Genomic DNA, 24,430 nt, shown 5'->3' on the forward strand with positions numbered 1-24,430 from the left:
AGGGTACTTTTTACCCATACTTAGCCCCTACTGCGCAATATTTAGTCACACTCGAGAACCTTCGATTGTATTTCAAAAACATAGAGACACTCAGAGTGGGCTATGAGAAGATAGATAGGGCATCCAAGAGCTAGGCGATTTCACATTTTCGCGCGCCTAGCCTATATTGGAACCCATAATTAGTATTTGAAATGCGAAATATATCTGGAAGGTTCACAGATGACTACTCGCGTGCTGATTATCTTCGGCTCCACCTACGGCTACACCGAACAGTACGCCACCTGGCTGGCAGAAGATTTGCGTGCACTCCCGCAGGCTCCCGAAGTTGAGACTGTCCCCGCCTCCAAGGTCACCCCCGAGCAGGCAGAGGCATTCGACGCTTTCGTCATTGCCGGCAGCGACTACGGTGGATTCCTCAACGGCGCACCGGCACTTCGCAAGAAGATTCTGCCGATTATTGCACCCAAGAAGAACCGCACCGCATTCTTCACCGTCTCCTTCACCGGTGAATACTCCAAGAAGCTGCTGGACAAGGCCGTCGCCAAGAGCTACACCCCCGAACTGACCGAAGGTCGCCCCGTCTACCACCTGCGTGGCGGCATCGACTTCGACAAGATTTCGCTGGCTCACAAGACCGCCCTGAAGGGCCCGGTGCGCGCATGGCTCATGGCGAACCCGCACCCGAACGAGGGCATTCAGCAGATGCTCGAATGCTACAAGACTGGCAAGGCTGAGTACATCGATCGCGAGACCCTCAAGCCGCTGGTCGAGGACATCGCCAAGTTCCTCTAAGCCTTTCGGGAAACACAAGCTTTCGCCTCTTCCCACCCGTCTCTTTCAGCCGGACACCAGAACCTGAAAGAGCGGGCGGGAAGAGCCGAGAAAAACGTGCCAACAGGCACCATATACGTGGTCGATGACTCTTCATCTCTCCTGCATCGGCCATGTAACTCCGGATGCTAGGTGCGAGGCCGCACCCCAACAGTAGCCGGATACTGAGGGGGTGGGTCTTTGTGTGTGCGGCCCACCCCCTTCCTTTATGCCCCAAGAGGTATTCCCTCAGTCCGATCACACCGCGCTCGACACCCCGCTAGACACCTCGACAGGCAGGCAACCCAATAGCGCGGTCCACACAGTGAAATTCGCAACGCCTCGGCGTGTCGCGTGCCTAAAATTTTGTCCCAAAAACTTGAGCCAATAAATGCACCGACAAGCCACAAAGTAAAACAGACACCCCAAAGATTCCAGGTTACTGTGCACTCTGCGAAAGATATGCCGCCAGAATGACACCCCAAATCATTGCGCACATCGGTGCAGGTACCGTACGCTGTTAGCTGTGTCAGCCGCTTGACATACCCGGCAACCGACACACATCACTTCAACTACCCCACATATTCACTCGTGCCAGAAGCCCCCGCACAGGGCCACATCGGCACATCCACCTCTCAAACACAGGCAAAATCTATGAAGAAACTCCAGACTGCCGCGCGCTCCGCAGCAGCCCGCTCCATCATGGCGTCCGCAGTCACCCTGGTCGCCGCATCCCTCACCTCCGTTCCCGCCGCCTTCGCCGCTCCCAGCGCGAGCGCAGCCGCAGAGGTCAACCCCAACGCATCCTACGAGGAGCTCACCTACGCCCCCGCCCCGGATGCATTCCTGGTCGAACGCTCAAACCCCGCCATGGGTGCGGGCGAGCGCGAACGCCTGGGCACCGCCAACGCGCGAACCGGCGCCACCTCCCCCGCTTCTACCGCGACCCTGAGCGGTATTTCCGCGACCCAGAGCTCCGCGCAGGGTCTGGCGGCTGGTCGAGCTCCGGCAGCCGGTCAGTCCCTGGCTCAGGGCCGCTCCGCGTGGACCCCCTCCGGCGGCACCCTCGGTATGGACGTCTCCTCGCACCAGCAGAACGTGGACTGGGCGAGCGCCTACGCCGCAGGTTCCCGCTTCGCCTACGTGAAGGCGACCGAGGGCGGCTACTACACCAACCCCTACTTCGGTCAGCAGTACAACGGCTCCGCCGAGTCAGGCATGGTGCGCGGCGCCTACCACTTCGCGAACCCCCGCACCTCCTCGGGTGCCGATCAGGCACGCTACTTCGTGCAGAATGGTGGCGCGTGGACTGCCGACGGCAAGACCCTGCCCGGTCTGCTGGACATCGAGTTCAATCCCTACCCCGCCTACGGCAACACCTGCTACAACATGACCCCGGCGCAGCTGACCGCCTGGACCCGCGACTTTGTGGACACCTACCGTTCACTGACCGGTCGCGCCCCGATGGTGTACACCGCAACCTCCTGGTGGTCGCACTGCGTGGGTTCGCCGCAGTTCGGCGCTCTGCCGCTACACCTGGCAAGCTACTCGACCGTGGTCGGTGCGATTCCGGCGGGTTGGAGCGGCTACGACATTTGGCAGTTCACTGACTCGGGCCCGTTCGTGGGTGACTCGAACTTCTTCCCCGGCACCGTGAACGATCTGAAGGTTCTGGCAAAGAACCCCAACGCGGTGCACCGCAACTGGTCGAACGGCCAGGATCGCGCAGCGGAAGACCGTTCGGCAGAAGACCGCGCGGTACAGGATTCGAACGTGGTGACCACCGCGACCGGTTCCATTGATATTCGCACCGGCATCGGTAACTTCTGGAATAAGAATCGTTCCTTCTACGGCAACCCGATTGGCACCGAGTACACCCTGACCAACGGCGTGTACGCGCAGAAGTTCACCAACGGCAAGACCATCTACTGGACGAACTCCCACGGCTCGCACTGGCTGGTCACCAACGGCGGCCTGGACCAGAAGTTCCGCTCTGATATTGCGCGATTCCGCGGTCTGACCACCAACGAGGAAACCCGCTCCGACACCATCGCGGTATCCTTCGCCAACGGTGAGGGCGCCTACTGGTCCAACGCCTACGGCACCCACATTATCAACGAGCGCGGCTCCATCTACGCGACCTGGCGTGCAGCTGGCATGAGGGGTGTGCCCACCACCGATGAGCAGAACCTGGGCAACGGCATCATCAAGCAGGAATTCACCGGCAGCACCACCTACGTGTGGTCCGCGCAGACCGGCACCCACCGCATGCACACCGGCGGCGCGTTCTACCACCGCTTCCTGCAGCACCGCGGCGCCTGGGGTGCACCGGTGACCGACGAGACTGTCACCTCCACGGGTGCTCAGATTCAGTTCGCCTCGGGTAAGGTACTGCTCTGGTCGGATGCGTACGGTGCGTACGAAACCAACGGTAACGGCGCGATTTTCAAGCATTGGGAGAAGAATAGCGCCCGCTACGGTGCGGCACGCGGCGACGAATCCTACGTGAACGGCGTGTACTACATGGACTTTGAGCGCGGCACGATCCGCTGGACCGCGCAGCGTGGAATCTACTAAACAGCGTGGAATCTACTCAACAGCACGGCAGCTAATAAACACTGCAACGCGCATATAAAAACGAGGGGCACCTGGCAGAGGTGCCCCTCGTTCTTTTGCTACAGGGCGCATCTTCTGAACAACACAAAAATCAAGATGCGTTCTGCAGCGGGTGGGTTACCGAGTGAGTAGAGAACCCGGCTATGTTACCCGTGCCGGCAGGTAAATTTATGGCGTGGCGGGCGTGCCGCCTCGAAGTCATGCAATGTCCTAAAAGCCCCGGATTAGTGTGGCGGACATAGTCCCCATTGACTATGTCCGTGGGGCCCACACTAATCGTTGGTGAGACCTCAATCCGAAGGTGTCTAAAGGGGCGCCTGGCCGGAATTAAGGACTCAACGGTGAATAACGGCACGGTACGAAGATGCTGAAATTCACCCGGGTATGGCGTTCCGGGAGAAGGAATCGATATCTAGGAGGGCCGAAACCTTCACACGTCATATCCCGTTACATCTAGGGTAGGTGTAGGCGCACGCGAAACCTATCTCTTCGGCAAATATTACGCCTCAATCAGTGGTTGAATGTTTACAATACAAGTATGCATTTTGAGGCCTATAGATGTCAAACAAGATACTCTATTGAACTAATTTAGTGAGAATTTTGAGATATTCCCCGAATATTTCAAAAATAAATTCCTGCGTATATTACGTTTAGGTGCCTAGTACTCACAGAGGAATTCGGCTCCTCACGATAACGGCTCTCAAAAACCTACAGCCCACCCCGCCCTAAAAAGCCGCGTTAAAAACACTAAGGCGCACCCCGCGTCGTATGCACAGCAGAAAGAGTACCCATACTCCCCCGCCACACGGGATGCGCCCTAGGCGCTATAACCATCGAAACTACCGGCAAGACCCCAGTCGAGTGAGACCTTGAAGCCCTACCGGGCGCCTCGACCCATCCGCCAGCTTAGAGGCTAGCGAAGTCCAGAACCATACGGCCGGTAATCTTACCCGCAGTCATTTCCTCGAAGACAGCCGGTGCCTCGTCAACCTCACGCAGCTGAACCACCGGAACCACGAGGCCGTCAGCACCGAACTGGAACGCCTCCGCCAAATCCTGACGGGTGCCCACCAGGGAACCCACCACGCGGATACCGTCCAGAACGATCTTCACAATGGACAGCTCCATCATCTCCGAGGGCAGACCAACAGCCACCACGGAACCGCCCGCACGAACCGACTCGATAGCCTGGTTGAACGCAACCTTCGACACAGCGGTCACCACAGCAGCGTGAGCGCCGCCGCCGGTCAGCTCGCGAATACGAGCCGGAACGTCCTCAACCTCACGGCCGTTGATGACGTGATCAGCACCGATCTTACGAGCCAGAGCCAGCTTGTCGTCGTTGATATCAACAGCGATAACCTTGGCACCGAAAACCTTCTTAGCGTACTGAACAGCCAGGTTGCCCAGACCGCCAGCGCCGTAAGCAACCAGCCACTGACCCGGGCGAACCAGCGACTCCTTGGTTGCCTTGTAGGTGGTCACACCCGCGCAGGTAATCGAGCTGGCCTGCGCCGGGTCCAGGCCCTCGGGCACCTTGACCGCGTAGTCGGCGGGCACCAGGGTGTACTCGCTCATGGCGCCGTCGACGGTGTAGCCGGCGTTCTTGACCGAACGGCACAGGGTCTCACGACCCGAGGTGCAGTACTCGCAGTGGCCGCAGCCCTCGAAGAACCAAGCCACCGACACGCGGTCGCCTTCCTTCAGGGACTCGACGCCCTCACCGACCTTGACGACACGACCAACGCCCTCGTGGCCCAGAATACGGCCCGGAAGCTCACCGAAATCACCGGCAGCCACGTGCAGGTCAGTGTGGCACACGCCCGAGTACTCAATCTTCACGAGCGCCTGGCCGTGACCAACCTCCGGAACGGGGACCTCACGGACAACAACCGAACCGTCAACCTTCTCAGGGACAACAACAGCCTTCATGGTTTCCTTGCACATGATCTAAACTCCTTTGTCATTGGTAGCCACACTCAAGCCGCAAGCTGCAAACCGCAAGCTGCAATCTACGCTTTGCAACCTAGCGGGGTGGGTGCGCATATTCTTTACATTTCCACAGTACAATGATGAGCTGCCAGTCTAAAGGTTTACCCCCGAATATGACAGAGGGGTTATTTAGGGGTCGGCACGCGAGCGAGGATGAGCTTTCGATAAGATCTATTTCAATCAATGCGCTAAACCGCTAAAAACCGCTAAAGGTTGATATGACTCTATGACGAACCGACACAGAAGATGAGAATGCCTCCCAAACCAGCGGCCTGGGGGCATTCATAAAAAAATTTAAATATTAAGTTTGAGGCGCATACCACCCTAAAGAAAGGGTTCAATCTGCACCTATACGATTCACGGTGGATTTCAGCCGCCGCCTAGAAGCAGAAAGCAACCTCAATATAGCCAGCGCCGCGCTCACCCGGACCGTTCGGAGCGTTCAACGCCCAACCCAGATCCATGATGCGCACCGTAGAATCCATGAACGTACCGCCGCCAGCACCACCGCCAGCCAGCTGCACCGAACCCACCGCATAGCGGGCACGAGCCGAATCGTTATTCCACTTCTGTGACACCACACGAGCCGAAACACTCAACGCAGCACCCGAGCCGCCGCCGCCATAACCGGCGCCACCGCCTCCAGAAACCACCGACTGGTAGCCATTAAACAGCTCACCAGCGTTCGACGGGCGGTTATCGGCACCCTCCGGGGTCTGATCCCACTGGTACGAATAGCTCGCCACACCATCGGCGCCCTTCGCACGGAAACCGCTCGCACCCGCCGCACCGGCAGTCGCAGTGCTCACCAGCTTCTGAGTGGAGGTGCTCGAAAAACCAATCACCGGACCATCAGCAGTCGGCGGGTTCAGCTTCTCGCCGCCAGCGCCACCCACACCACCGGCGGCACCCGAACCCGGGTTCACCGTCAGAATCGGATTAGACTGCGCCTCATACGAGGTGAAACCAACAAAACCGGGCGAACCGTCGCCGTCACCCGAACCAGCGCCACCACCGGTGCTGAACTGGTGCTCGCCACCGGAGCTATCCAGCGAATAGTGCGCGGTCGGGCGCACAGCACCCGCATTCGCGGGGTTCGGCAGAACCGTCGCATACGACGCCAGCACACCGGCACCGCCGCCGCCACCGGCAACAATCATCGGCACGCCGTCCACCTCAATAGCGGACGAGCCACCACCGGACGCCGAATACAGCACAGCGCTCATGCCGCCGCGACCGGTCACACCGCCAGAAATGCGGGTCAGGTTATTGATTGCAGAAACAACGTTCGCGGGAACCGGCGAAGAAGCCTTCGAGGAGCCGCCCACGCCGTAGCCGTCGCCGCCCTCAGCGGGCTTCAGCTCACCATTACCGATACCGCCAGAACCAGCAGTCAGAGTAATAGTCTGGCCGCCGCGCACAGCCATTGAGCCCTCAACCATGGCGCCGGAACCGGCATCAGCCACAGTGTAGTTCGTGCCGCCAGCACCGCCCACAGCCACAAAACGCATACGCTTAGCACCCGGAGGAACCGTCAGCACGGCAACCTTCTTCACGCCGTCACCGGCGGTAATCGTCGTCGAATCCTCGTAAGGTCCGGTGCACTCGCCTTCCTCATCAGAAGCCGCATACGCCGGAATCACCGACGACGCCACAACAACCGGGGCAGCCCACGCCGCACCAGCCACAAGACGACGACGGGTCAGACCCGGACGAGAAGAAGGAGAAACGGGGCGCAAAGAATCGCCGGCAGAAGAGCTCACGATAAAAATCCTGTACGTTGAGTGGGTGTTTCTAAACGCAGACGCGGCAGGCACCATCGCTCGAAGAGTTTCATACTTCAAAGAGCCTCATACTCCACAGAGCTTCGTATTCCTCATGGGCACCCGCCACACGCAGTATCTCTATTATGCCTTCTCAGCGGCCCAAATCCGCGCATGGCGCCAGCACACGCCAGCATAAGAACATCCACCAGCAAGAAGCAGACAGCGAGCGCAAATAGCGGGCACAAAAAACCGCCGGACGGGGCGCTCCCCCATCCGGCGGTTTTTCTATGAAATTTAGATTGAGTTAGGAACTCTTAGTTGAAGACTCAGAAGAGTCAGATCCTTCCGCGGGCTCTGCCTTCTTGGATGCCTTCTCAGTTGCTTTCTCCTCAGCGCCCTCTGCAGGCTCATCTGCGACAGGCTTCGGAGCGATCTCTGCAGGAGCCGGCTCAATACCCGCAGCAGCCTTCGCCGCCGCACGACGACCAGCCACCACAAAACCAACAGCACCCAGCAGAACCAGCAACAGAGCAGTCCACACGTGAATACGAACGCCCCAGAGCATCTCCGAGGTATCAATACGCAAGAACATCTCAATGAAGAGGCGACCCACACCGTAGTAGAACACATACAGCCACAGGGTCTGACCCAGCTTCAGCACTCCCTTACGGCCCAGCCACAGCAGCAACGCCACACCCAGCAGGTTCCACAGCGACTCGTACAAGAACGTCGGATGGAACAGCGTACCCGCCGGATACTGGGTCGGGAAATTACCGCTCGACGCGCTAATCTCCAAGCCCCACGGCAGAGTCGTCGGCTTGCCGAACAGCTCCTGGTTGAACCAGTTACCCCAGCGGCCAAACGCCTGAGCCAGCAGAATACCCGGCGCTACCGCATCCGCAAAAGCCGGGAAATTCATCCCGTAGCGGCGGCAACCATACCAGGCGCCCAACGCACCAACCGACACGGCACCCATAATGCCGATGCCGCCCTCCCAAATCTTCAGGAAAGCCCACGGATCAGCAACATTCGGACCGAAATAGCTACCCGGGTCAGTAATCAGCACATGGTAGGCGCGGGCACCAATAATGCCCGCCGGAATAGCCCACATCGCCACGTCAAAAACGCGCTCAGGGGTACCACCCGCCGCCTTCCAACGGCGAGAACCCAGCCACAAGCACACCGCCATACCCGCCAGAATACACAGGGCATAGAAATGCACACGGAACGGGCCCAGCTGCAGGTACGAAACGCTCGGAGAGGGAATCGAAGCCAGCACGTTAGCTACCGGCGCGCTCGCCAGCGACAGCACATCAGACATTAGCCTTCACGCCCCGCCAGCTCACGGGTCAGCTTAGCCACCGCCTCAACACCGCCAGAAGCCAAAGCCTTCACCAGCGCGGTACCGACAATCACGCCGTCCGCATACGCGCCAATCTCCTCAACGTGGGCACGAGTCGAAACACCCAGGCCCACGCACGCACGAGGCGCACCGGCAGCCTTAATGTCCGCAACCAGGGTGCGAGCCGCCTCCGACACGGAGGTGCGGGCACCGGTCACGCCCATCACCGACACGGCGTACACGAAGCCACTCGATGCCTTCGCAATGGTCGCCAGACGCTCCGGCGACGAAGACAGCGCGGCAAGGAAAATACGATCCAGGCCGTACTCGTTCGACGCTTCAAACCATGCCGACGCCTCATCAGGCACCAGGTCCGGGGTAATCATGCCCGCGCCACCGGCAGCCGCCAAATCACGCGCAAAACGCTTCACACCGTACGCCAGAACCGGGTTCCAGTAAGTCATCACGACGACCACCGCGTCGGTAGCCTCAGTAATGCGGCGGACCGCCTCAAACAGCTGAGACAGCTTGAAACCGTTCTCCAGCGCCACGCCGGTCGCCTTCTGAATCACCGGGCCATCCATGACCGGATCAGAATAAGGCACGCCCAGCTCAATAATGTCCGCGCCGTTATTGCCCAAAGCAATCGCCGCGTCAATCGACTCATCCAGGGTCGGGAAGCCCACCGGCAGGTAGCCGATCAGCGCCGCGCGGCCCTGCTTCTCGCACTCAGCCAGACGAGCCGCCAGAGGCGACTGCGCATTCGGAGCGGGGAAAGAACCATCCAGCACCGTAAAAGGTGCCGCCTGAGAAATAGCGTCCTGGTAGCTCATTACTTAGCCTCACTTTCAGCCTGTGCGTTCTGTGCAGCGGATGCGGCAGCTTCCTTATTACCGGTCATCAGGGTCGAGGACGGAATCGCCTTACCCAGACCGAACCACTTCAGCGCGGTCTCCATGTCCTTATCGCCACGACCGGACAGGCAGACAATCATGGTCTTCTCGCGTGCCGCCTCCGGATCCTCAGCAGCCCAACGCTGGCACACGCGCAGCGCACCGGCAAGGGCGTGCGAGGACTCAATCGCCGGGATAATACCCTCGGTGCGGCAGAGCAGACGCAGAGCGTCCATCGCCTCGGTGTCAGTCACCGGCTCGTAGGTCACGCGACCAATATCGGACAGGTAGGAGTGCTCCGGACCCACACCCGGGTAATCCAGACCAGCAGAAATCGAATGGGACTCAATGGTCTGGCCATCCTCATCCTGCATCAGGTAGGTCATCGCACCGTGCAGCATGCCCGGGCGGCCCAGAGTAATGGTCGCCGCGTGACGGCCGGTATCCACGCCGTCGCCGCCAGCCTCAAAACCGTAAATCTCAACCGAAGCATCATCCAAGAACGCGTGGAACAGACCAATCGCGTTCGAACCGCCACCCACGCAGGCAGCAATACCATCGGGCAGGCGGCCAGTCTCAGCCAGAATCTGCTCGCGCGCCTCAGAACCAATAGCGTCATGGAAGAAACGCACCATCGCCGGGAACGGGTGCGCACCCGCAGCGGTACCCAGCAGGTAGTGGGTGTTCTCAACGTTCGAAACCCAGTCGCGCAGCGCCTCATTAATGGCGTCCTTGAGGGTGCGGGAACCGTTCTGAACCGCAATCACCTTCGCGCCCAGCAGCTGCATACGAGCCACGTTCAGCGACTGACGCTCAGTGTCTTCCTCACCCATGTAGACCACGCACTCCATACCGAAGAGCGCAGCCGCGGTCGCAGTCGCAACACCGTGCTGACCCGCGCCGGTCTCAGCAATCAGACGGGTCTTACCCATACGCTTAGCCAGCAGAGCCTGGCCAATCACGTTATTAATCTTGTGGCTACCGGTGTGGTTCAGGTCCTCACGCTTGAGGAACACACGCGCACCAGCATGCTCAGAGAACTTCGGAACCTCAGTCAGCAACGACGGACGGTTCGAATACTCAGCAGAAAGACGCTGGAACTCAGCAATGAACTCGGGGTCGTTCTTCGCCTCGTTAAAGGTTGCCTCCAGCTCATCCATGGCGGCAATCAGTGACTCGGGCATCCACCGCCCGCCGTACTCACCAAAATAGGGGCCGGGGGCATTCTTCAACGACTCGCCGTTGAGGAAAGCATCTGCCAGGTTCTCGCTCATCACTATTCCTTCCCTGGATGGTTGCCGCCGGATGCGCGCCGCGGGTAGGGCGGGGCATCAGGCCTGATCACAGCGAAACACCACGCCAACCGCGAATAGGTGGGCGGTGTTCGCACATATCCCCCTATAGTACCCGGGCGCAGGCGGTGACCTGTACCCCGGAGTGCACATGACCATTCCTAGGACATGTGACGTTCGCCGGGGTGGGTGCGCCCGCGGGTATGGGCGGGTCGCATGGGAAGGTTTAAACGCTGGGAAGGTGCGGCGAGGCAGGGGCGCTCGGCTGGGTCTGGCCGGGTCGGGCAGGGTCTGGCAAGCGCGGCGGGCTACAGCAGCTCGCGCAACTCCTCCATCTGCTGAGAAAGCACCGTCGACACGCCACCGCGCATCGACACCCCGTACAGGGTCTCCGCAATCTGCATCGTGCGCTTCTGATGCGTCACCACAATCAGCTGCGAACGCTCCCCCAACTCACCAATCACCTGCAGCAGGCGCGAGAGGTTGCGGTCATCCAGCGCCGCCTCAACCTCGTCCAGGGCGTAGAACGGCGACGGGCGAGACATATAAATCGCAATCAACAGCGCCAGCGAAGCAAGCGAACGCTCACCGCCAGATAGCAACGACAGGCGCTTAACCTTCTTACCTGCCGGGCGCGCGTGAATCTCCACACCAGAATTCAGCGGATCGGACGGATCGTCCAGCTCCAGGTGGCCCTCGCCTCCCGGGAACAGGGTCTCAAAGATGCGGCGGTAGTGGGTGTTAATGTCATCCATCGCGGCGGTGAACACCTCCGCAATGTGGCTGCTGACCTCGTCCATGACCGTATTCAAGTCGCGGCGGGTCGCCTTCAAATCCTCAATCTGCTGGTTCAGGTAGGCGTGACGTTCAGACAGCGCCTCGTACTCCTCCAGCGCCAGGGGGTTAATGGCGCCCAGCGCCTCCAATTCGGCGCGGGTTGCCTTGAGGCGAGCGCGCACGCTCTCGGTGGAAGCTTCGGTAGTCTCTGATGCCGTTTCGGTAGCAGTATTTTCGGAAGCGGCGTTTTCGGAGGCTACGTTTTCGGAAGCCTCCTCAGCGGGCACATCAACCGGCAGCTGCTCGGAGTACTCCTCCTCCAGCTGCTCCAGGGTCAAACCGGTCATCAGGCGGGCACGCTCAGCCAGCGCCTGCACGCGCTCCTGCACACGTGCCGCCTCCGTCTGGGTGCGCGCCAGCAGGGTCAGCGCCGCCGCGTGCGCTGCCTGCAAATCCTGCGCCTCCTCGTTCGTGCTGGTCAGACCCTCCTGGGCGTTCTTCAGGGCGCCGCTCAGCTCGTGCAGCTGCTGCTCACGCTCGCCCACCTGCTCGGCAAGCACCTCACCCAGACGCTGGGCGCGGTGCTCAATCTTTGCTGCGGGAGCCTGCTCCCCCGTGCCCGCCAGGTAGGAATCCTCGCGGGTGCGCGCCGATTCGTAGGCGGTGCGCGCTTCGGCTACGGATTCCTCCGCGGCGGTGAGGCGCTCGTTCAGTCGGGCACGCTCGTTCTGAATGTTCTGTGCGGAGGCTTCCAGGGACTCCGCCTGGGCACGGGCGCGGGCATGCTCGGCGCTCGCCACGCCCGCCGCCTTCGCTGCCTCACGTTCTGCTTCGACCGCCGATTCTGCCGCGGTCTGAGCCTGCTGAACGGTCTGTTCGGCTTCATCCAGTTCGGCGCGGGTGCGGGTCACGACCTGGGAGGCGGCGCGGTATGCGGCGGCAAGTTCCAGGGGGCTGGCGCCCTCAGCCGGGTAGAGCAGGCTGTAGCGGGTGTGCTCGGTGCCTGCGGGGTCAAAAATACGCCAGATAGCGCGCTGACCTGCGAGGGTATTCTCTGCGAGCAGGTGCAGGGCGTGCTCTGCGGAGGCGGCATCCGGCGCGAACAGCACGCCCGCCAGGCGCTCACTCAGCGCCGCGGTGACGCGCGCCAGGGCGTGCTCGTCGATGCCGGCGAGTGCGGCGGCATCCTCACTGAGCGGTTCAATCATCTCGGTTGCGGGGCGGATACCCAGCTCACGCAGCTCGGTGGCGCAGGGTTCGGGCAGGGTGGTTTCGGGCAGTTCTGTTGAAAGTTCCTTCGCGGCAGATTCACTGCTTTCATCACCCTGATCACCGCGCAGCTGCGACACCTCGGCACCCTCAACCGGCACGCTCAACGCCGCGGTCGCCAGCGAGGTCAGCGCAGCAGACGCCGCACGCGCATACTCGGGGTCAATCTGCACGGCATCCAGCACGCGCGGCAGGCTCGCGCCCTCGTTCGAAGGATCCATGAGCTCGCCGGTCTCGGGGTCGAACACCGCCTCGGCAGATTCAGCGCCGGGCTCGGCGGGCGCCTCACCCAGGCTCTGACCCAGCGCCTCACGCAGGGTTGCGGCACGCTCAGCCGCCGCCGCGTAGGCGCGGGTCGCCTCCACCGCAGCGGCGCGGGCGGCATCCAGCTGGGCCTGCGCGCGGGCACGAGACTGCGCCGCCTCACCCGAGGCGCGCTCAGTCTGCGCAACCTCGGATGCCGCCTTCTCAACGTTCTTCAGCGCCGCATCGTAGCGTTCCTCAAAGCTGGCGTAGTTTTCCACCGCGCGCGCTGCCTCTTCGCGGCGTTCCTCCAGCAGTTCCAGGGCGCGTTCGTATCCGGCGCGGGCGGCGGCGGTCGCCTCGGTCAGCTCCACGCGGTAGGTGCGCACGCGCTCGGCGGCAATGGACTGCACGGTGCGCACGCGCGCGGCGGACTCGCGCAGGGTCGACACAGCCTTCTGGCAGGCGGTGACCTCGGCGTTCAGGCGGTTCTGCTCCTGCTGATGCTTCGTGGACGCTGCACGCGCCGCCTCCAGCTGTTCTTTCAGGGTTTCGGCGCGGCGGGTACCTTCCGCCTCGGAGGCGAGTGCCTGCGCCTGCTCAGCCTGCAGAACACCCAGCTGACGAGCCAAAAGTACCGCCTCCAGCTGGCGGATGCGCGCCTGCAGCTGGCGCGCGGTCGCGGCGGATTCTGCCTGCTCGCTCAGCGGCTGCAGCTGCGAATCCAGCTCGGCAACCAGGTCGCTCAGGCGGGTAACGTTCGATGCCACAGACTCCAGCTTGCGGCTGGTCTTCTCCTGGCGGCGGCGGTACTTGACCACGCCCGCCGCCTGCTCGATCATGTCGCGGCGCTGCTGCGCGGTGGCGTGCAGGACCGCATCCAGCTGACCCTGGCCGACGAGCACGTGCATCTGCTGACCCAGACCCGCCTCCGAGAGCAGGTCCTGAATGTCAGCAAGACGCGCCGGGGAGCCGTTAATCTCGTACTCGCTGCCGCCGGAGCGGAACATGGTGCGCGAAATCTGCACCCGATCAGCGGGAATGCTGAGGGTGCCGTCAGAATTATCGAAAGTCAGGGTGACTTTGGCGCGGCCCAGGGGTGCACGCTGGGCGCCGTCGCCTGAACCGGCCTCGCCGGAGCCCGCGAAGATAACGTCCTTCATGCTGCCGCCGCGCAGGCTCTTAGCGCCCTGCTCGCCCATAACCCAGGCGAGCGCATCCAGCACATTGGACTTGCCGGAGCCGTTGGGTCCGACCACCGCGTTAATGCCGGGGGCGAACTCAAAAGTGGTTGCGGAGGCGAAAGACTTGAACCCGCGCAGGGTCAGCGACATCAGGTGCACAAGGGGCCTTTCTGCAGAAGAACTGGTGTGTGCCGGGCACGTTCTGTGGTGCGTGGCGGCATCCCTCTAGTGTACGCGGTGCGGCGGGCGGGCGGCGTGAACGTGCACGGGGGGAAGGGGGTTCAAAGTTCCTCATTGTGCATCATCTTACGCGCGGGGTGAACGGGCGCGTTCATATTGGGTCTACGGATACGGGTTCGCCCGGTCGGTGCGGTAGATTGGAATGAGCATCACGAATTCTGCGGGGCCGCTGTTCGCATCCCCGCGTTTTTCTATGTATCCCACTGACTTCTATTTACAAGGGCCACACCATTGATGAATGCATCCGCCGATAAGGTCGGCACAAACTCTGACATTCGCCACGCTAACGCAGCTCTGCTGTCTATTACCCATGAGCTGCCTCCGGAGGTCGTCACGAGCGACTACTTCGATGAGCAGCTGGCCCAAACCTATAAGCGTCTGCGCATGCCGAAGGGCCTGCTGGAGCGTCTAGCCGGTATTAGCACTCGCCGCGGTTGGGCTGAGGGCCAGACCTTCGAGGACGGCGTGGTTGCCGCAGCCGAGAAGGCTATCGAGCAGGCGGGTATTGACCGTTCCCAGATTGGCCTGCTGATTAATGCTTCGGTGACTCGCGATAACTTTGAGCCCGCCGTTTCGGTGGGTGTGCACGACCGCCTGGATTTGCCGCGTCACGCCCTGAACTTCGATATTACGAATGCCTGCCTGGGCTTTGTGAACGCGATGACTGTCGCCTCCACCATGATTGATGCGGGCGCTATCGACTACGCCCTGATTGTCGCTGGCGAGGACCCCTCCCCGTGGCACCGTACCGCGGTGCGCATCCTGAACAACCCCGATTCGACCCGCGAGGATGTGCTGGCTCAGTTTGCGACCCTGACCCTCGGTTCGGGTGCGGCGGCGGCTGTGATTGGCCGTGCTGACCGCCACCCGGAGGGTCACCGCATCGTCGGTTCGGTGTCCCGCGCGGGCACTGAGCACCGTAACCTGTGCATCGGTGGCGAGGCGGATCAGGGCATGAACACTGACGCTGAGGGCCTGCTCAAGCACGGTCTGGAGCTGGTGGCGCAGGCGTGGGAGCAGGCGCATCAGGACGGCTGGGAGTGGAACGATATGACCTCCTACGTGACCCATCAGATTTCTAACGCCCACACAAACGCCATTATTGAGGCGGTCGGTATTGAGCGTGAGCGCATCCCCTTGACCTTCCCGAAGTGGGGCAATGTGGCTGCGGCGGCTCTGCCGATGACTCTCGCCGAGTGCGCGCCGACCTACACGAAGGGCGACCGTATTCTGTGCATGGGTGTGGGTTCTGGCCTGAACACTGCCCTGCTTGAGATTCAGTGGTAACCCGTTAGCCAGCAGCCCTTAGCCGGCAGCCCTTAACCTCTGTGCGGTAGACATTCACCGATTCGATCCGGAAGGATTCCCAGCATGCGCCATTTGAACTTCCCTAAGGCTCAGCCCCCGTATAACCCGGAGGAATGGGCGGGCGTGAACCCGCGCTACTCCCACCTTCTGGAGGTGCCCACCACCGCCCCCATTGAGCAGCGGGCGCAGCAGGCTGGCGCGCGCCGCTGGCACTACCTGGATAACCTTCCGGTGCTGGTCGAGCAGGGTTTGGAGCCGATTGGCACGATCCTGTGCGTGCACGGTAACCCGACCTGGTCGTACCTGTGGCGTACCGTGCTGGATGCGGGCGTGAATGAGCGCGCCCCGTGGCGTGTGGTTGCGGTTGATCAGATTGATATGGGTTATTCGGAGCGCACCCACCTGGATTTGGAGGGTGAGCGCCGCTCCCTGACCGACCGTATTGCTGACCTGGGTGATTTCACGAAGGCACTCGGTCTGGATGAGACCGATAAGCCGGTCGTGACCCTCGCTCACGACTGGGGTGGGCTGGTGTCCTTCGGTTGGGCGCTGGAGCATCGCGAGATTCTTTCGGGCGTGATGCTGACGAACACCGCGGTCTACCATGACGGCATTGAGAATATCCCTGCCGCCCTGCGCCTGGCGTTGGGAGTGCACGAGTGGGGTACTCACGATTCGACCGCATTTATTGATGTGACCTTGGGTTTGGCTCAGAATGAGGGCCGCCTGCCCGCGCCGGGTTCTGCCGGTGCCGGCGCGCTTGATGGTGCCCTGCCGCAGCCGGTGGGCAAGCAGCCCAAGCGCCTGTACCCGAGCCCGCTGAATGAGGCGATTTACCGTACGTACCGTGCGCCGTACACTCATTCGGCGTGGCGTGAGGGTGTGCGTAATTTTGTGGGCGATATTCCGACCGGCACCGATATTCCTTCCTATACGCCGATGCAGCGTATTGCCGAGCAGATTCGCGGCCTGGATGTGCCCGCGTTCTTCCAGTGGGGCACGAAGGACCCGGTGTTCCAGCGCCGCTACCTGTTCGATCTGATGGAGCGCATGCCGCAGGCGAAGGTGCACCGCTACGAGAAGGCGTCGCACCTGGTCATTGAGGATTATGACATTGCCACCCCCATGATTTCGTGGCTTGCGCAGACCTTCGGCACGCTGGAGGACGGCGTGCAGGTTCCGGCGCGTAATGCGGAGGCGGAGCATCGTGCCGCCCGCGCGCGCCGCCACGGTCTAGTCGCTGGCGAGGGCGCTGTTGAGGGTGCTGAGGGCACCGCCGCTGATGGTACCGTTCCCGCGGCGTTCCGCCCCATGCTCGCGGCCCTCACCGAACGCGCCGACGACGCCTCCACCGCCGTGGTGGACATGGACCCCAAGGGTGACGGCACCTCCGTGTCCGTGACCCTGACTTGGGCTGAGCTGAATCAGCAGGTCAACGCCGCCGCAACCCGCTTGCACGCCCTGGGTGTGCGCCCGGGTGACCGCGTGAACCTGATGGTGCCTCCGGGGGCTCGCCTGACCACTCTGATTTACGCCTGCATGAAGCTCGGCGCGGTCATCGTGGTGGCTGATACCGGCCTGGGTCTGCCGGGTCTGACTCGCGCGTTGAAGGGCGCTAACCCGAGCTTCCTGGTGGGTATTCCCGCCGCTCTGAGTGCCGCCCGTACCCTGCTGTGGCCTGGCGTGCGTATTTCTGTGGAGCCGCTGGGTTCGGTGCAGGAGAAGCTGTTGGGTGTTGCCGGTTCGGTGTTTACCGCGCCCGCCGCTGACGGTACTCCGGGTGCGCCGGTGCCCACCCCGACCGTGGTGGAGTTCCCCTCCCCCGTGCCGGGTGCTGATGCGGCGGTGCTGTACACCTCCGGTTCGACCGGCCCGGCTAAGGGTGTGGTGTACACGCAGCGTCAGCTGGCGGGTATGCGCGACGCCATTGCTAATACGTACGGTTTTGCGCCCGGTAGCGGCCTGGTGGCTGGCTTCGCGCCGTTTGCGCTGTTGGGCCCGGCGCTGGGGGCTACCAGCGTGACCCCGACGATGGATGTGACCCGCCCGAAGACCCTGACGGCTTCGGCATTGGCGTCGGCTGCGGCGGCTATTGATGCGTCGGTCGTGTTTGCATCCCCCGCCGCCCTGGTGAATGTGGTGGCGACTGCCGATGAGCTGAACGCTGAGCAGCGTGCGGCGTTGGCTAAGGTTCAGACCGTGCTGAGTGCTGGCGCGCCGATTCCCGTGCCGCTACTGGAGGCGCTCTCCGCCCTGGTGCCGAATGCCTCCCTGCACACCCCGTACGGCATGACCGAGGGTCTGCCGGTGACCGATGTGTCTTTCGAGATGATTCGCCAGGCGATTGCTGAGGGTACCCCGAATGCTGCCGGTGAGGTGCTTGACCCGTTCGCCCGTGACGGCGTGTGCGTTGGTTTCGCGGTGTACGGTGCGGCGGTGGCTATTGCGCCGTTGCTGCAGGACGGTTCGGTGGCGGATGAGCTGACCCATGAGCCGGGTGTGACCGGTGAGATTCTGGTGTCGGCACCGCATGTGAAGGACCGCTACGACACCCTGTGGGTGACTGAGGAGCAGTCCATTAGCACCCCGGGTTGGCATCATACCGGTGACGTTGGGCACCTGGACGCTTCGGGTCGCCTGTGGGTTGAGGGTCGCCTCGCGCACGTGCTGCTGACTTCGCAGGGTGTGCTGACCCCGGTTGCGGCTGAGCAGTCCGCCGAGTCCCTGCCCGAGGTGCGCCGCGCCGCCCTGGTGGCGGTGGGTCCTGCCGGTACTGCCGCACCGGTGCTGGTCATTGAAGCTTCCGCAAATACTGCCGCTCTGGAGGCGCGCCAGTCGGCGTCGGGTCTCAAGCGTGCTCTGCTCGATCGCGTGCCCGGCGCTCGCCGCTTCCCCATTGCGGAGGGCGTGGCGCCCTTCGAGCTGTCGCAGCTGGTGCGTCAGAAGGTTGCCGAAGATACCGGCGTGGAGCTTGCCGCGGTGCTGGTGGTGCACGAGCATCCGACCGATATTCGCCACAATTCGAAGATTGACCGCCCCGCCCTGGGTGAGTGGGCGTCGAAGGTCCTTGCGGGGGCGTAAGCACCTGCCGGATCCCTAAGTCTAAGGAGTATGATGTCCCCTCATTCTTCGCGTGAGTCCTCTTCCCACGAGCCCGCACCCCGCCAGTCTGCGTCCCGCCCGTCTGGGTCCCGCCTGTCAACTTCGCATGCGGTGACTTCCCCGACGGCGCGGTTCCGCAAGCCTGCGCAGCCTTTGGCGGCACGCTACACCGACCCCGCCCCGCGTTCGCTGCGCCCGATTGAGGAGCCCGATTTCGCGCCGCGTATTGGCGAGCGCATCCTCTTTACCGGTGCGAGCGGCCTGCTGGGTCGTGAGAGCGTTCTGGCGTTGCTGCGTGCAGGCTATGATGTGCGCGTTTTTCAGCGTGGTGATTCGGGCATTGCGGCGCTTCTGCCCGATTCGATTCGCCCGCGTTTTGAGCAGGTGCGCGGCGATATTAAGAACGCGCAGGCTGTGGATCTGGCGATGACCGGCGTGAACGGTGTGGTGCATGCCGCGGCGAAGGTTTCGGTCAGCGGCGAGTGGGCTGATTATGAGCGCATCAATATTGAGGGCACCCGCACCCTGTTGCAGGCGGCACTGAACCATTCGGTGGGTTCGTTCCTGTACATTTCCTCGCCGTCGGTGGCTCATGCCGGCGCGGCGATTGTGGGTGATGGTGCCGGCGTGGCGTCCCCGGAGCATGCGCGCGGTAACTATGCGCGTTCGAAGGCTGCCGCTGAGCTTCTGGCGCTGGAGGCGAACGGCACTGCCCTGCCCGGTGGCGGGGTTTTGCGCGTGGGTGCGTTGCGTCCTCACCTGATGTGGGGTCCGGGCGATACCCAGCTGGTCGAGCGTATTCTGGAGCGTTCCGCCGCCGGGCGCCTGCCGCTGCTTTCGGGCGGTACGGGCCTAATTGACACACTCTACATTGATAACGCCGCGGATGCGCTGGTGCGCGGCTATCAGCGCCTCGACGCTTTTGCGGGTAAGGCGCTGGTGGTGACGAACGGTCAGCCGCGCACTATCGCTGAGCTCCTGGGTGGTTTCTGTGAGGCGGTGGGCGTTCCCGCCCCGCGTTTCTCGGTTCCGGCAAAGGTTGCGGCCCTGGCGGGTAAGGTCATTGAGCGCGTCTGGGAGCGTCTGCCGAAGAACGTGACCGCCGGTGATGAGCCGCCGATGACGGAGTTCCTCGCCGAGCAGCTGTCGACCGCACACTGGTTTGATCAGCGCCGCACCCGTGAGCTTCTGCAGTGGGAGCCCGCCGTGTCGATTGAGGAAGGCTACGAGCGTCTGGGCTTGTTCTACGGCGACAGGTACAGCCGCTAAGTTGCTTCTTTTCGAGTGGGTTTTCCTAACCCAGCTTTAAACGGATGACGGCGTAGCTACATCCCCCTATGGGAGGAACGTAGCTACGCCGTCATTCGCATATCTAGCGTGAGCCTTTATCTAGCGAGAACGCGGCGCCCGCTGGCAGTGCGGGCAACGGTAAGATGAACGGTTCTGGAACGGTTCGCGCACCATCAGGGTTGTGCGGCCCGCCTCCGCGCAACGGTGGCAGGGCTCCCCTGCACGACCGTAGGCGTTCAGCGAGCGCTCAAAGTAGCCCGACTCCCCGAGCACGTTCACGTACAGGGCGTCGAAGCTTGTGCCGCCAGCCGCCAGGGACTCACGCAGCACCTGGGTGACCGCCTCCAGCAGTTCGCGGGTTTGGGTGGCGCTGAGGGTGCGTGCGGGCTTCGCGTAGTGCAACCGTGCACGCCACAGCGCCTCGTCGGCGTAGATATTGCCCACGCCGGAGATCACCGACTGGTCCAGCAGCACCTTCTTAATGCCGCTGGAGGTGCGCAGGAACTTGCGGCGCACCGCTGCGGGGTCGAAGAATTCGTCCAGCGGGTCGCGGGCAATGTGCTTGACCGCTTCCGGAACCAGAAAACACTCGGGTACGGCGCTAAAATCGGTGCCGCCCTCGGACATTGCTTCACCCGCCGCTGCTTCATTCGTTGCAACCGTTGCGGGTACGTCCGGCACCAGCGGACTGAGGAACATGCCGCCGAAGATGCGCTGATCTACGAAGAGCAAGCGCTGCCCGGTGCTCGCCCGGTTGGCGCTCACCATGCTACCGGTAGCTCCCGCAGTGCTGGTAGCTCCCGCCGGTCCTAGTTCTAGCGCCACGCGCAGGTGCCGCGGCTGCTCATCAAAGGCCGCACGCGCCTCCGAATCACTACCGGAAACTCCGTCCGGCTCATCGCGCACGAGCAGCTGACCGCTCATGCCCAGATGCACCACGAGCGCCTCGTCGGCAAGCGTGCCGTCCGCCTCGCTCAGGGTCAGCCACAGGTACTTGCCGCGGCGGTAGGCACCGCGCAACGCCCTGCCGGTCCGTGCCGCCTCAAAGTGGGCGGGACCGGGCAGGTGCCTGCGCAGCGAACGGGCATCGACCACGCGTACCGCCCCCACGGGGCGACCCAAGGAATGGTCAGCGATACCCGCGCGAACGGTTTCTACCTCGGGCAGTTCGGGCATGAATTACTCCCCTCAACGGGATTGCAGGATCAAGAGCCCCACAAATCTAGCAGACCTGCAGGATGATTGAATGAGCCTAAACCAGAACGCGGTACGCCTGCTCAGCGGCAAGGCGCTCCGCTTCCTTCTTGCTCGGACCCACACCGGTACCGGTCTGCTGGTTCGCCACGATAGCGACCGCAGTGTACACGCGCGCGTGGTCGGGACCCTCGCCGGTGACCTCGTAGCGCACGTCTCCCCAACCGCGGGCGGTGGCGAGGTTTAGCAGCTCGGTCTTCCAGTCGCGTCCAGAGTTCAGGACCTTCTCATCATCGAGCAGCGGCGCAATCAGGCGCAGCACCAGGTCACGAGCCGCCTCGCGACCGCACTCCAGGTAGGTCAGGCCGAAAATCGCTTCCATGGTGTCGGCAAGGATCGAGTCCTTATCGGCGCCGCCGGTGTGAATCTCGCCCTTACCGAGCAGGATGTACCTGCCCAGATCCAGGTCGCGCGCCACCTTCGCCAACGCCACCGTAGACACCACCACGTGGTGCAGCTTCACGAGCTCGCCCTCGGGCAGGTCGGGGTAGCGCCGGTACACTTCTTCAGCGATCGCCAGGGAAAGCACCGAATCGCCCAGGAACTCCAGGCGCTCGTTATGCTCCACTCCGGGGTTCTCGAAGGCGTAGGAGCGGTGGGTTAGGGATAGCAAAAACGTCTCGGCGTCGATATCGACTCCGAGACGTTTACGCAACTCCCTAGTATCAACACTAGGAAATTCAGTCATAAGGATTCACCGCTTCTTAGGCGTCTGCAACCTTACGGCCCTTGTACTCCAGGAACAGGGCGTTGCCTGCAGCGTCGGTTACAACCTTTGCCTGGTGGGGCAGGCTGTAGGTCACGCGACCGTTTTCAACGGTCTTAACCAGCTGGGGCACGGATGCCTTCCACTGGGAACGGCGTGCGCGGGTGTTAGCGCGGGACATCTTGCGCTTGGGAACAGCCACAGCTATCTCACAATCTCTAGTAACAACAATTTAGTTTTCGGTATCTGCACCGAGCAGGCCCTGTAGGGCCGACCAGCGCGGATCCAACACCTCGTGATGATGCCCGGGGTCATCCTCTAGGCGCGCACCGCAGTCGGCGCACAGACCCTGGCAGGTGTCCCTACAAACAGGCTGGAACGGCAGTTGAAGGATTACTGCGTCCCGCAGAGCCGGTTCAAGGTCGATGGAATCATCCTCAACGGCGTACTGCTCATCTACTTCGTCTTCGGGGCCGCCAGCCGGGGCCTTCTCAAAGACGAAAAGCTCTTGAATATTGGCCGACATCTCGTAATCAATCGGATCCAAGCAGAGGCTACACTCGCCGTGTACATCCACAACGACGGAGCCGGTAACTAGGATACCATCAACAACAGACTCCATACGAATATCGAGGTCAATATCCGAACCCTCTTCCACGCCGATGAGCGTGTTACCCAGGTCTGCCGGTGCGGGCAGAACCTCAGTGAGAGTTTCCATGGTGCCGGGGCGGTGAATCAGGTTAGTGACTGATACAACCAGCGGCGATGCGTCTGCACGTGAAATGGCGTTTCTCCTTACGAAATGTATAAACCAAAGTCCCATTCTAGGGGTCATTCGCACCGTTAATCAAGATTAAGCGCCTTTTAAATCTCTTTAAGTGGCGCTCACCTCTTAAATATCCCCTTAAGGAGGCGCCGCGCGGCTTTTAATCGGACGGTCGGGGCTACTACTGGGGGACTTAAGTGCCCGGTCGGCGGCACAGCTTGCTGTGCCGTGGGCATGTCGGGCGTGTCGGATGGGTGCGCACAAGGTGGTGTGCGCCTGGGTTGATGAGGCGTTTTCCTAGGCACTCTTCAGGGCGCGGGCGACCGCCTCCGGCACGAAGGGAGTCACGTCACCACCCAGCGACGCCACCTCACGAATAATCGTGGACGACACCGCACCGTAGCGGTCCTCACCCGCCAAGAACACTGTCTCGACCTGCGCCAGGTGGCGGTTCATGCTTGCCATCGGAGCCTCATAACTGTAGTCCGTCGCCGAACGCAGACCCTTCACCAGCACCTTCGCGCCACGCTCTGCCGCGTACTCGGCAAGCAGCACACCCGGCGGAATCGGCTCCACGCTCACGCCCTTAATGCCGAGCTCCTGCAGAGACTCACGCACCAGCTGCACGCGCTCCTCCAGGGAGAAACGGTACTTCTTGGAGCTATTGTGCGCCACGCCCACGATCACCTCATCAAAGAGCTGAGCGGCGCGGGCAATGATTTCCAGGTGGCCGTGGTGCACGGGGTCAAAAGAGCCGGGGCAGAGGGCAATCATGGCGGTCCCTTCACGAATAAATATCAGAGGTTGGAATGGCTAGAGGCAGGCGGGTTAGAGGGGTCGAGCTCGCGGGGGATGCGCAAGCGCAGGCTGAGGCGGCAATTTTAGGCGGCGAGCTCTTCAGCGTCCTCGCCAGATTCGTTGCCGAACTCATCGCCCGCCTGCTCCTCCACCTCGTCAGGCTCCACATAGTAGAGAACCGTCTCGCCATGCTGACGGGTCGAAAAACAGTACAAGCATTCGCCCCACACCGGCTCCGGGTCGCGCGAAGAACGCTCCACCACGACCACGGCACCCTCGGCAAGCTTGGGGGTGAGCGCCTCCAGCAGCTCACTGACCTGCTCATTTGGCATGGCGTAGGGCGGGTCAACAAACACCAGATCCCACGGCCCGGAGGCGGACTTCACGTAGGTCAGCGCCTGAGACTGCTGCACGCGCGCCGCAGAACCGGTAGCACCAGAAGAACCGGTGCGGCCCATCGCCTTCTCCACCGCGGCAACGTTCTTACGAATCACCGCAACAGCCTTCGGGTACGTGTCCAGCAGAGTCACGGAGGCGGCACCGCGCGAGAGCGCCTCGCAGCCCAGCGCGCCCGAGCCGCCGAAAGCGTCCAGCACGCGGGCGCCACGAATAATGTCGTAGCTCTCCAGCTTCGAGAAGAGGGATTCCTTCACCCGGTCGGTGGTGGGGCGAGTATTATCCCCCGGAACCGAGGCAAGGCGAACGCCTCCGGCGGCACCGGAAATAATACGGCTCATAGGGTCTCTCCTCTTAACTAGTGCGGTGTGTTGACGTCACGGTTT

The 24,430-nt window shown here is 62.1% G+C and carries 17 protein-coding genes; 5 read left to right on the forward strand and 12 right to left on the reverse strand.

The genetic code is table 11. The features are described from left to right. Positions 1 to 219: 219 nt before the first annotated feature. Together HMPREF2971_RS07715 and HMPREF2971_RS07720 are read left to right on the forward strand one after the other, a co-directional pair. Positions 220 to 792: a flavodoxin domain-containing protein gene (locus HMPREF2971_RS07715; RefSeq protein WP_049327782.1), complete on the forward strand. Its 573-nt coding sequence runs from the start codon at positions 220 to 222 to the stop codon at positions 790 to 792. 672 nt (positions 793 to 1,464) lie between these two features. After that, the gene (locus tag HMPREF2971_RS07720; protein ID WP_070692290.1) at positions 1,465 to 3,387 is read left to right on the forward strand and encodes a GH25 family lysozyme; all 1,923 of its coding nucleotides are present in this window, start codon (positions 1,465 to 1,467) and stop codon (positions 3,385 to 3,387) included. Positions 3,388 to 4,332: 945 nt separating this feature from the next. Here HMPREF2971_RS07720 and adhP read toward each other — a convergent pair. From adhP to HMPREF2971_RS07750, 6 genes are all read right to left on the reverse strand, one after another. Next, complete coding sequence (gene adhP, locus HMPREF2971_RS07725; RefSeq protein WP_070692451.1) at positions 4,333 to 5,358, reverse strand: alcohol dehydrogenase AdhP; 1,026 nt, start codon at positions 5,356 to 5,358, stop codon at positions 4,333 to 4,335. Between the two features lie 440 nt (positions 5,359 to 5,798). After that, positions 5,799 to 7,181, reverse strand: a complete 1,383-nt coding sequence (locus HMPREF2971_RS07730; protein ID WP_070692293.1) for a phosphoenolpyruvate synthase — start codon at positions 7,179 to 7,181, stop codon at positions 5,799 to 5,801. Between the two features lie 307 nt (positions 7,182 to 7,488). Then, the gene (lgt, locus tag HMPREF2971_RS07735; protein WP_083314097.1) at positions 7,489 to 8,505 is read right to left on the reverse strand and encodes a prolipoprotein diacylglyceryl transferase; all 1,017 of its coding nucleotides are present in this window, start codon (positions 8,503 to 8,505) and stop codon (positions 7,489 to 7,491) included. Next, complete coding sequence (trpA, locus tag HMPREF2971_RS07740) at positions 8,505 to 9,359, reverse strand: tryptophan synthase subunit alpha (protein ID WP_070543707.1); 855 nt, start codon at positions 9,357 to 9,359, stop codon at positions 8,505 to 8,507. The genes lgt and trpA overlap by 1 nt, the downstream gene beginning before the upstream one ends. Next, positions 9,359 to 10,693, reverse strand: a complete 1,335-nt coding sequence (trpB, locus tag HMPREF2971_RS07745) for a tryptophan synthase subunit beta (protein ID WP_070543708.1) — start codon at positions 10,691 to 10,693, stop codon at positions 9,359 to 9,361. The genes trpA and trpB overlap by 1 nt, the downstream gene beginning before the upstream one ends. A 326-nt stretch (positions 10,694 to 11,019) precedes the next feature. Then, the gene (locus HMPREF2971_RS07750) at positions 11,020 to 14,334 is read right to left on the reverse strand and encodes a chromosome segregation SMC family protein (protein ID WP_083314100.1); all 3,315 of its coding nucleotides are present in this window, start codon (positions 14,332 to 14,334) and stop codon (positions 11,020 to 11,022) included. A 324-nt stretch (positions 14,335 to 14,658) separates the two neighbouring features. Between HMPREF2971_RS07750 and HMPREF2971_RS07755 the strand changes: the two genes are divergently transcribed. The 3 genes from HMPREF2971_RS07755 (at position 14,659) to HMPREF2971_RS07765 (ending at position 20,103) form a co-directional block, all read left to right on the forward strand. Further along, on the forward strand, positions 14,659 to 15,711 hold the full coding sequence (locus HMPREF2971_RS07755) for a 3-oxoacyl-ACP synthase III (protein ID WP_049352453.1): 1,053 nt from the start codon (positions 14,659 to 14,661) through the stop codon (positions 15,709 to 15,711). 84 nt (positions 15,712 to 15,795) lie between these two features. Continuing rightward, positions 15,796 to 18,813: an alpha/beta fold hydrolase gene (locus HMPREF2971_RS07760; RefSeq protein WP_070692300.1), complete on the forward strand. Its 3,018-nt coding sequence runs from the start codon at positions 15,796 to 15,798 to the stop codon at positions 18,811 to 18,813. 33 nt (positions 18,814 to 18,846) lie between these two features. Then, positions 18,847 to 20,103: an NAD-dependent epimerase/dehydratase family protein gene (locus tag HMPREF2971_RS07765; protein ID WP_070692303.1), complete on the forward strand. Its 1,257-nt coding sequence runs from the start codon at positions 18,847 to 18,849 to the stop codon at positions 20,101 to 20,103. A 120-nt stretch (positions 20,104 to 20,223) separates the two neighbouring features. Here the strand turns inward: HMPREF2971_RS07765 and mutM are convergent, their stop codons facing one another. From mutM to rsmD, 6 genes are all read right to left on the reverse strand, one after another. After that, positions 20,224 to 21,300, reverse strand: a complete 1,077-nt coding sequence (mutM, locus tag HMPREF2971_RS07770) for a bifunctional DNA-formamidopyrimidine glycosylase/DNA-(apurinic or apyrimidinic site) lyase (protein WP_070692306.1) — start codon at positions 21,298 to 21,300, stop codon at positions 20,224 to 20,226. A gap of 76 nt (positions 21,301 to 21,376) precedes the next feature. Then, positions 21,377 to 22,066, reverse strand: coding sequence for a ribonuclease III (gene rnc / locus HMPREF2971_RS07775; RefSeq protein ID WP_005508108.1), 690 nt, complete (start codon positions 22,064 to 22,066; stop codon positions 21,377 to 21,379). Between the two features lie 16 nt (positions 22,067 to 22,082). Then, entirely contained in the window at positions 22,083 to 22,286 is a 204-nt protein-coding gene (gene rpmF, locus HMPREF2971_RS07780) for a 50S ribosomal protein L32 (RefSeq protein WP_005505656.1), read from the reverse strand. Positions 22,287 to 22,316: 30 nt separating this feature from the next. Beyond that, positions 22,317 to 22,925: a YceD family protein gene (locus HMPREF2971_RS07785; protein ID WP_070692309.1), complete on the reverse strand. Its 609-nt coding sequence runs from the start codon at positions 22,923 to 22,925 to the stop codon at positions 22,317 to 22,319. A 222-nt stretch (positions 22,926 to 23,147) separates the two neighbouring features. After that, positions 23,148 to 23,624: a pantetheine-phosphate adenylyltransferase gene (gene coaD, locus HMPREF2971_RS07790; protein WP_070692312.1), complete on the reverse strand. Its 477-nt coding sequence runs from the start codon at positions 23,622 to 23,624 to the stop codon at positions 23,148 to 23,150. A 107-nt stretch (positions 23,625 to 23,731) separates the two neighbouring features. After that, a complete protein-coding gene (rsmD, locus tag HMPREF2971_RS07795; RefSeq protein WP_070692314.1) occupies positions 23,732 to 24,385 on the reverse strand; it encodes a 16S rRNA (guanine(966)-N(2))-methyltransferase RsmD in 654 nt (217 codons plus the stop codon). Between the last annotated feature and the right edge of the window lie 45 nt (positions 24,386 to 24,430).

It is taken from the genome of Rothia sp. HMSC066G07 (assembly GCF_001814485.1).
GTDB lineage: Bacteria > Actinomycetota > Actinomycetes > Actinomycetales > Micrococcaceae > Rothia.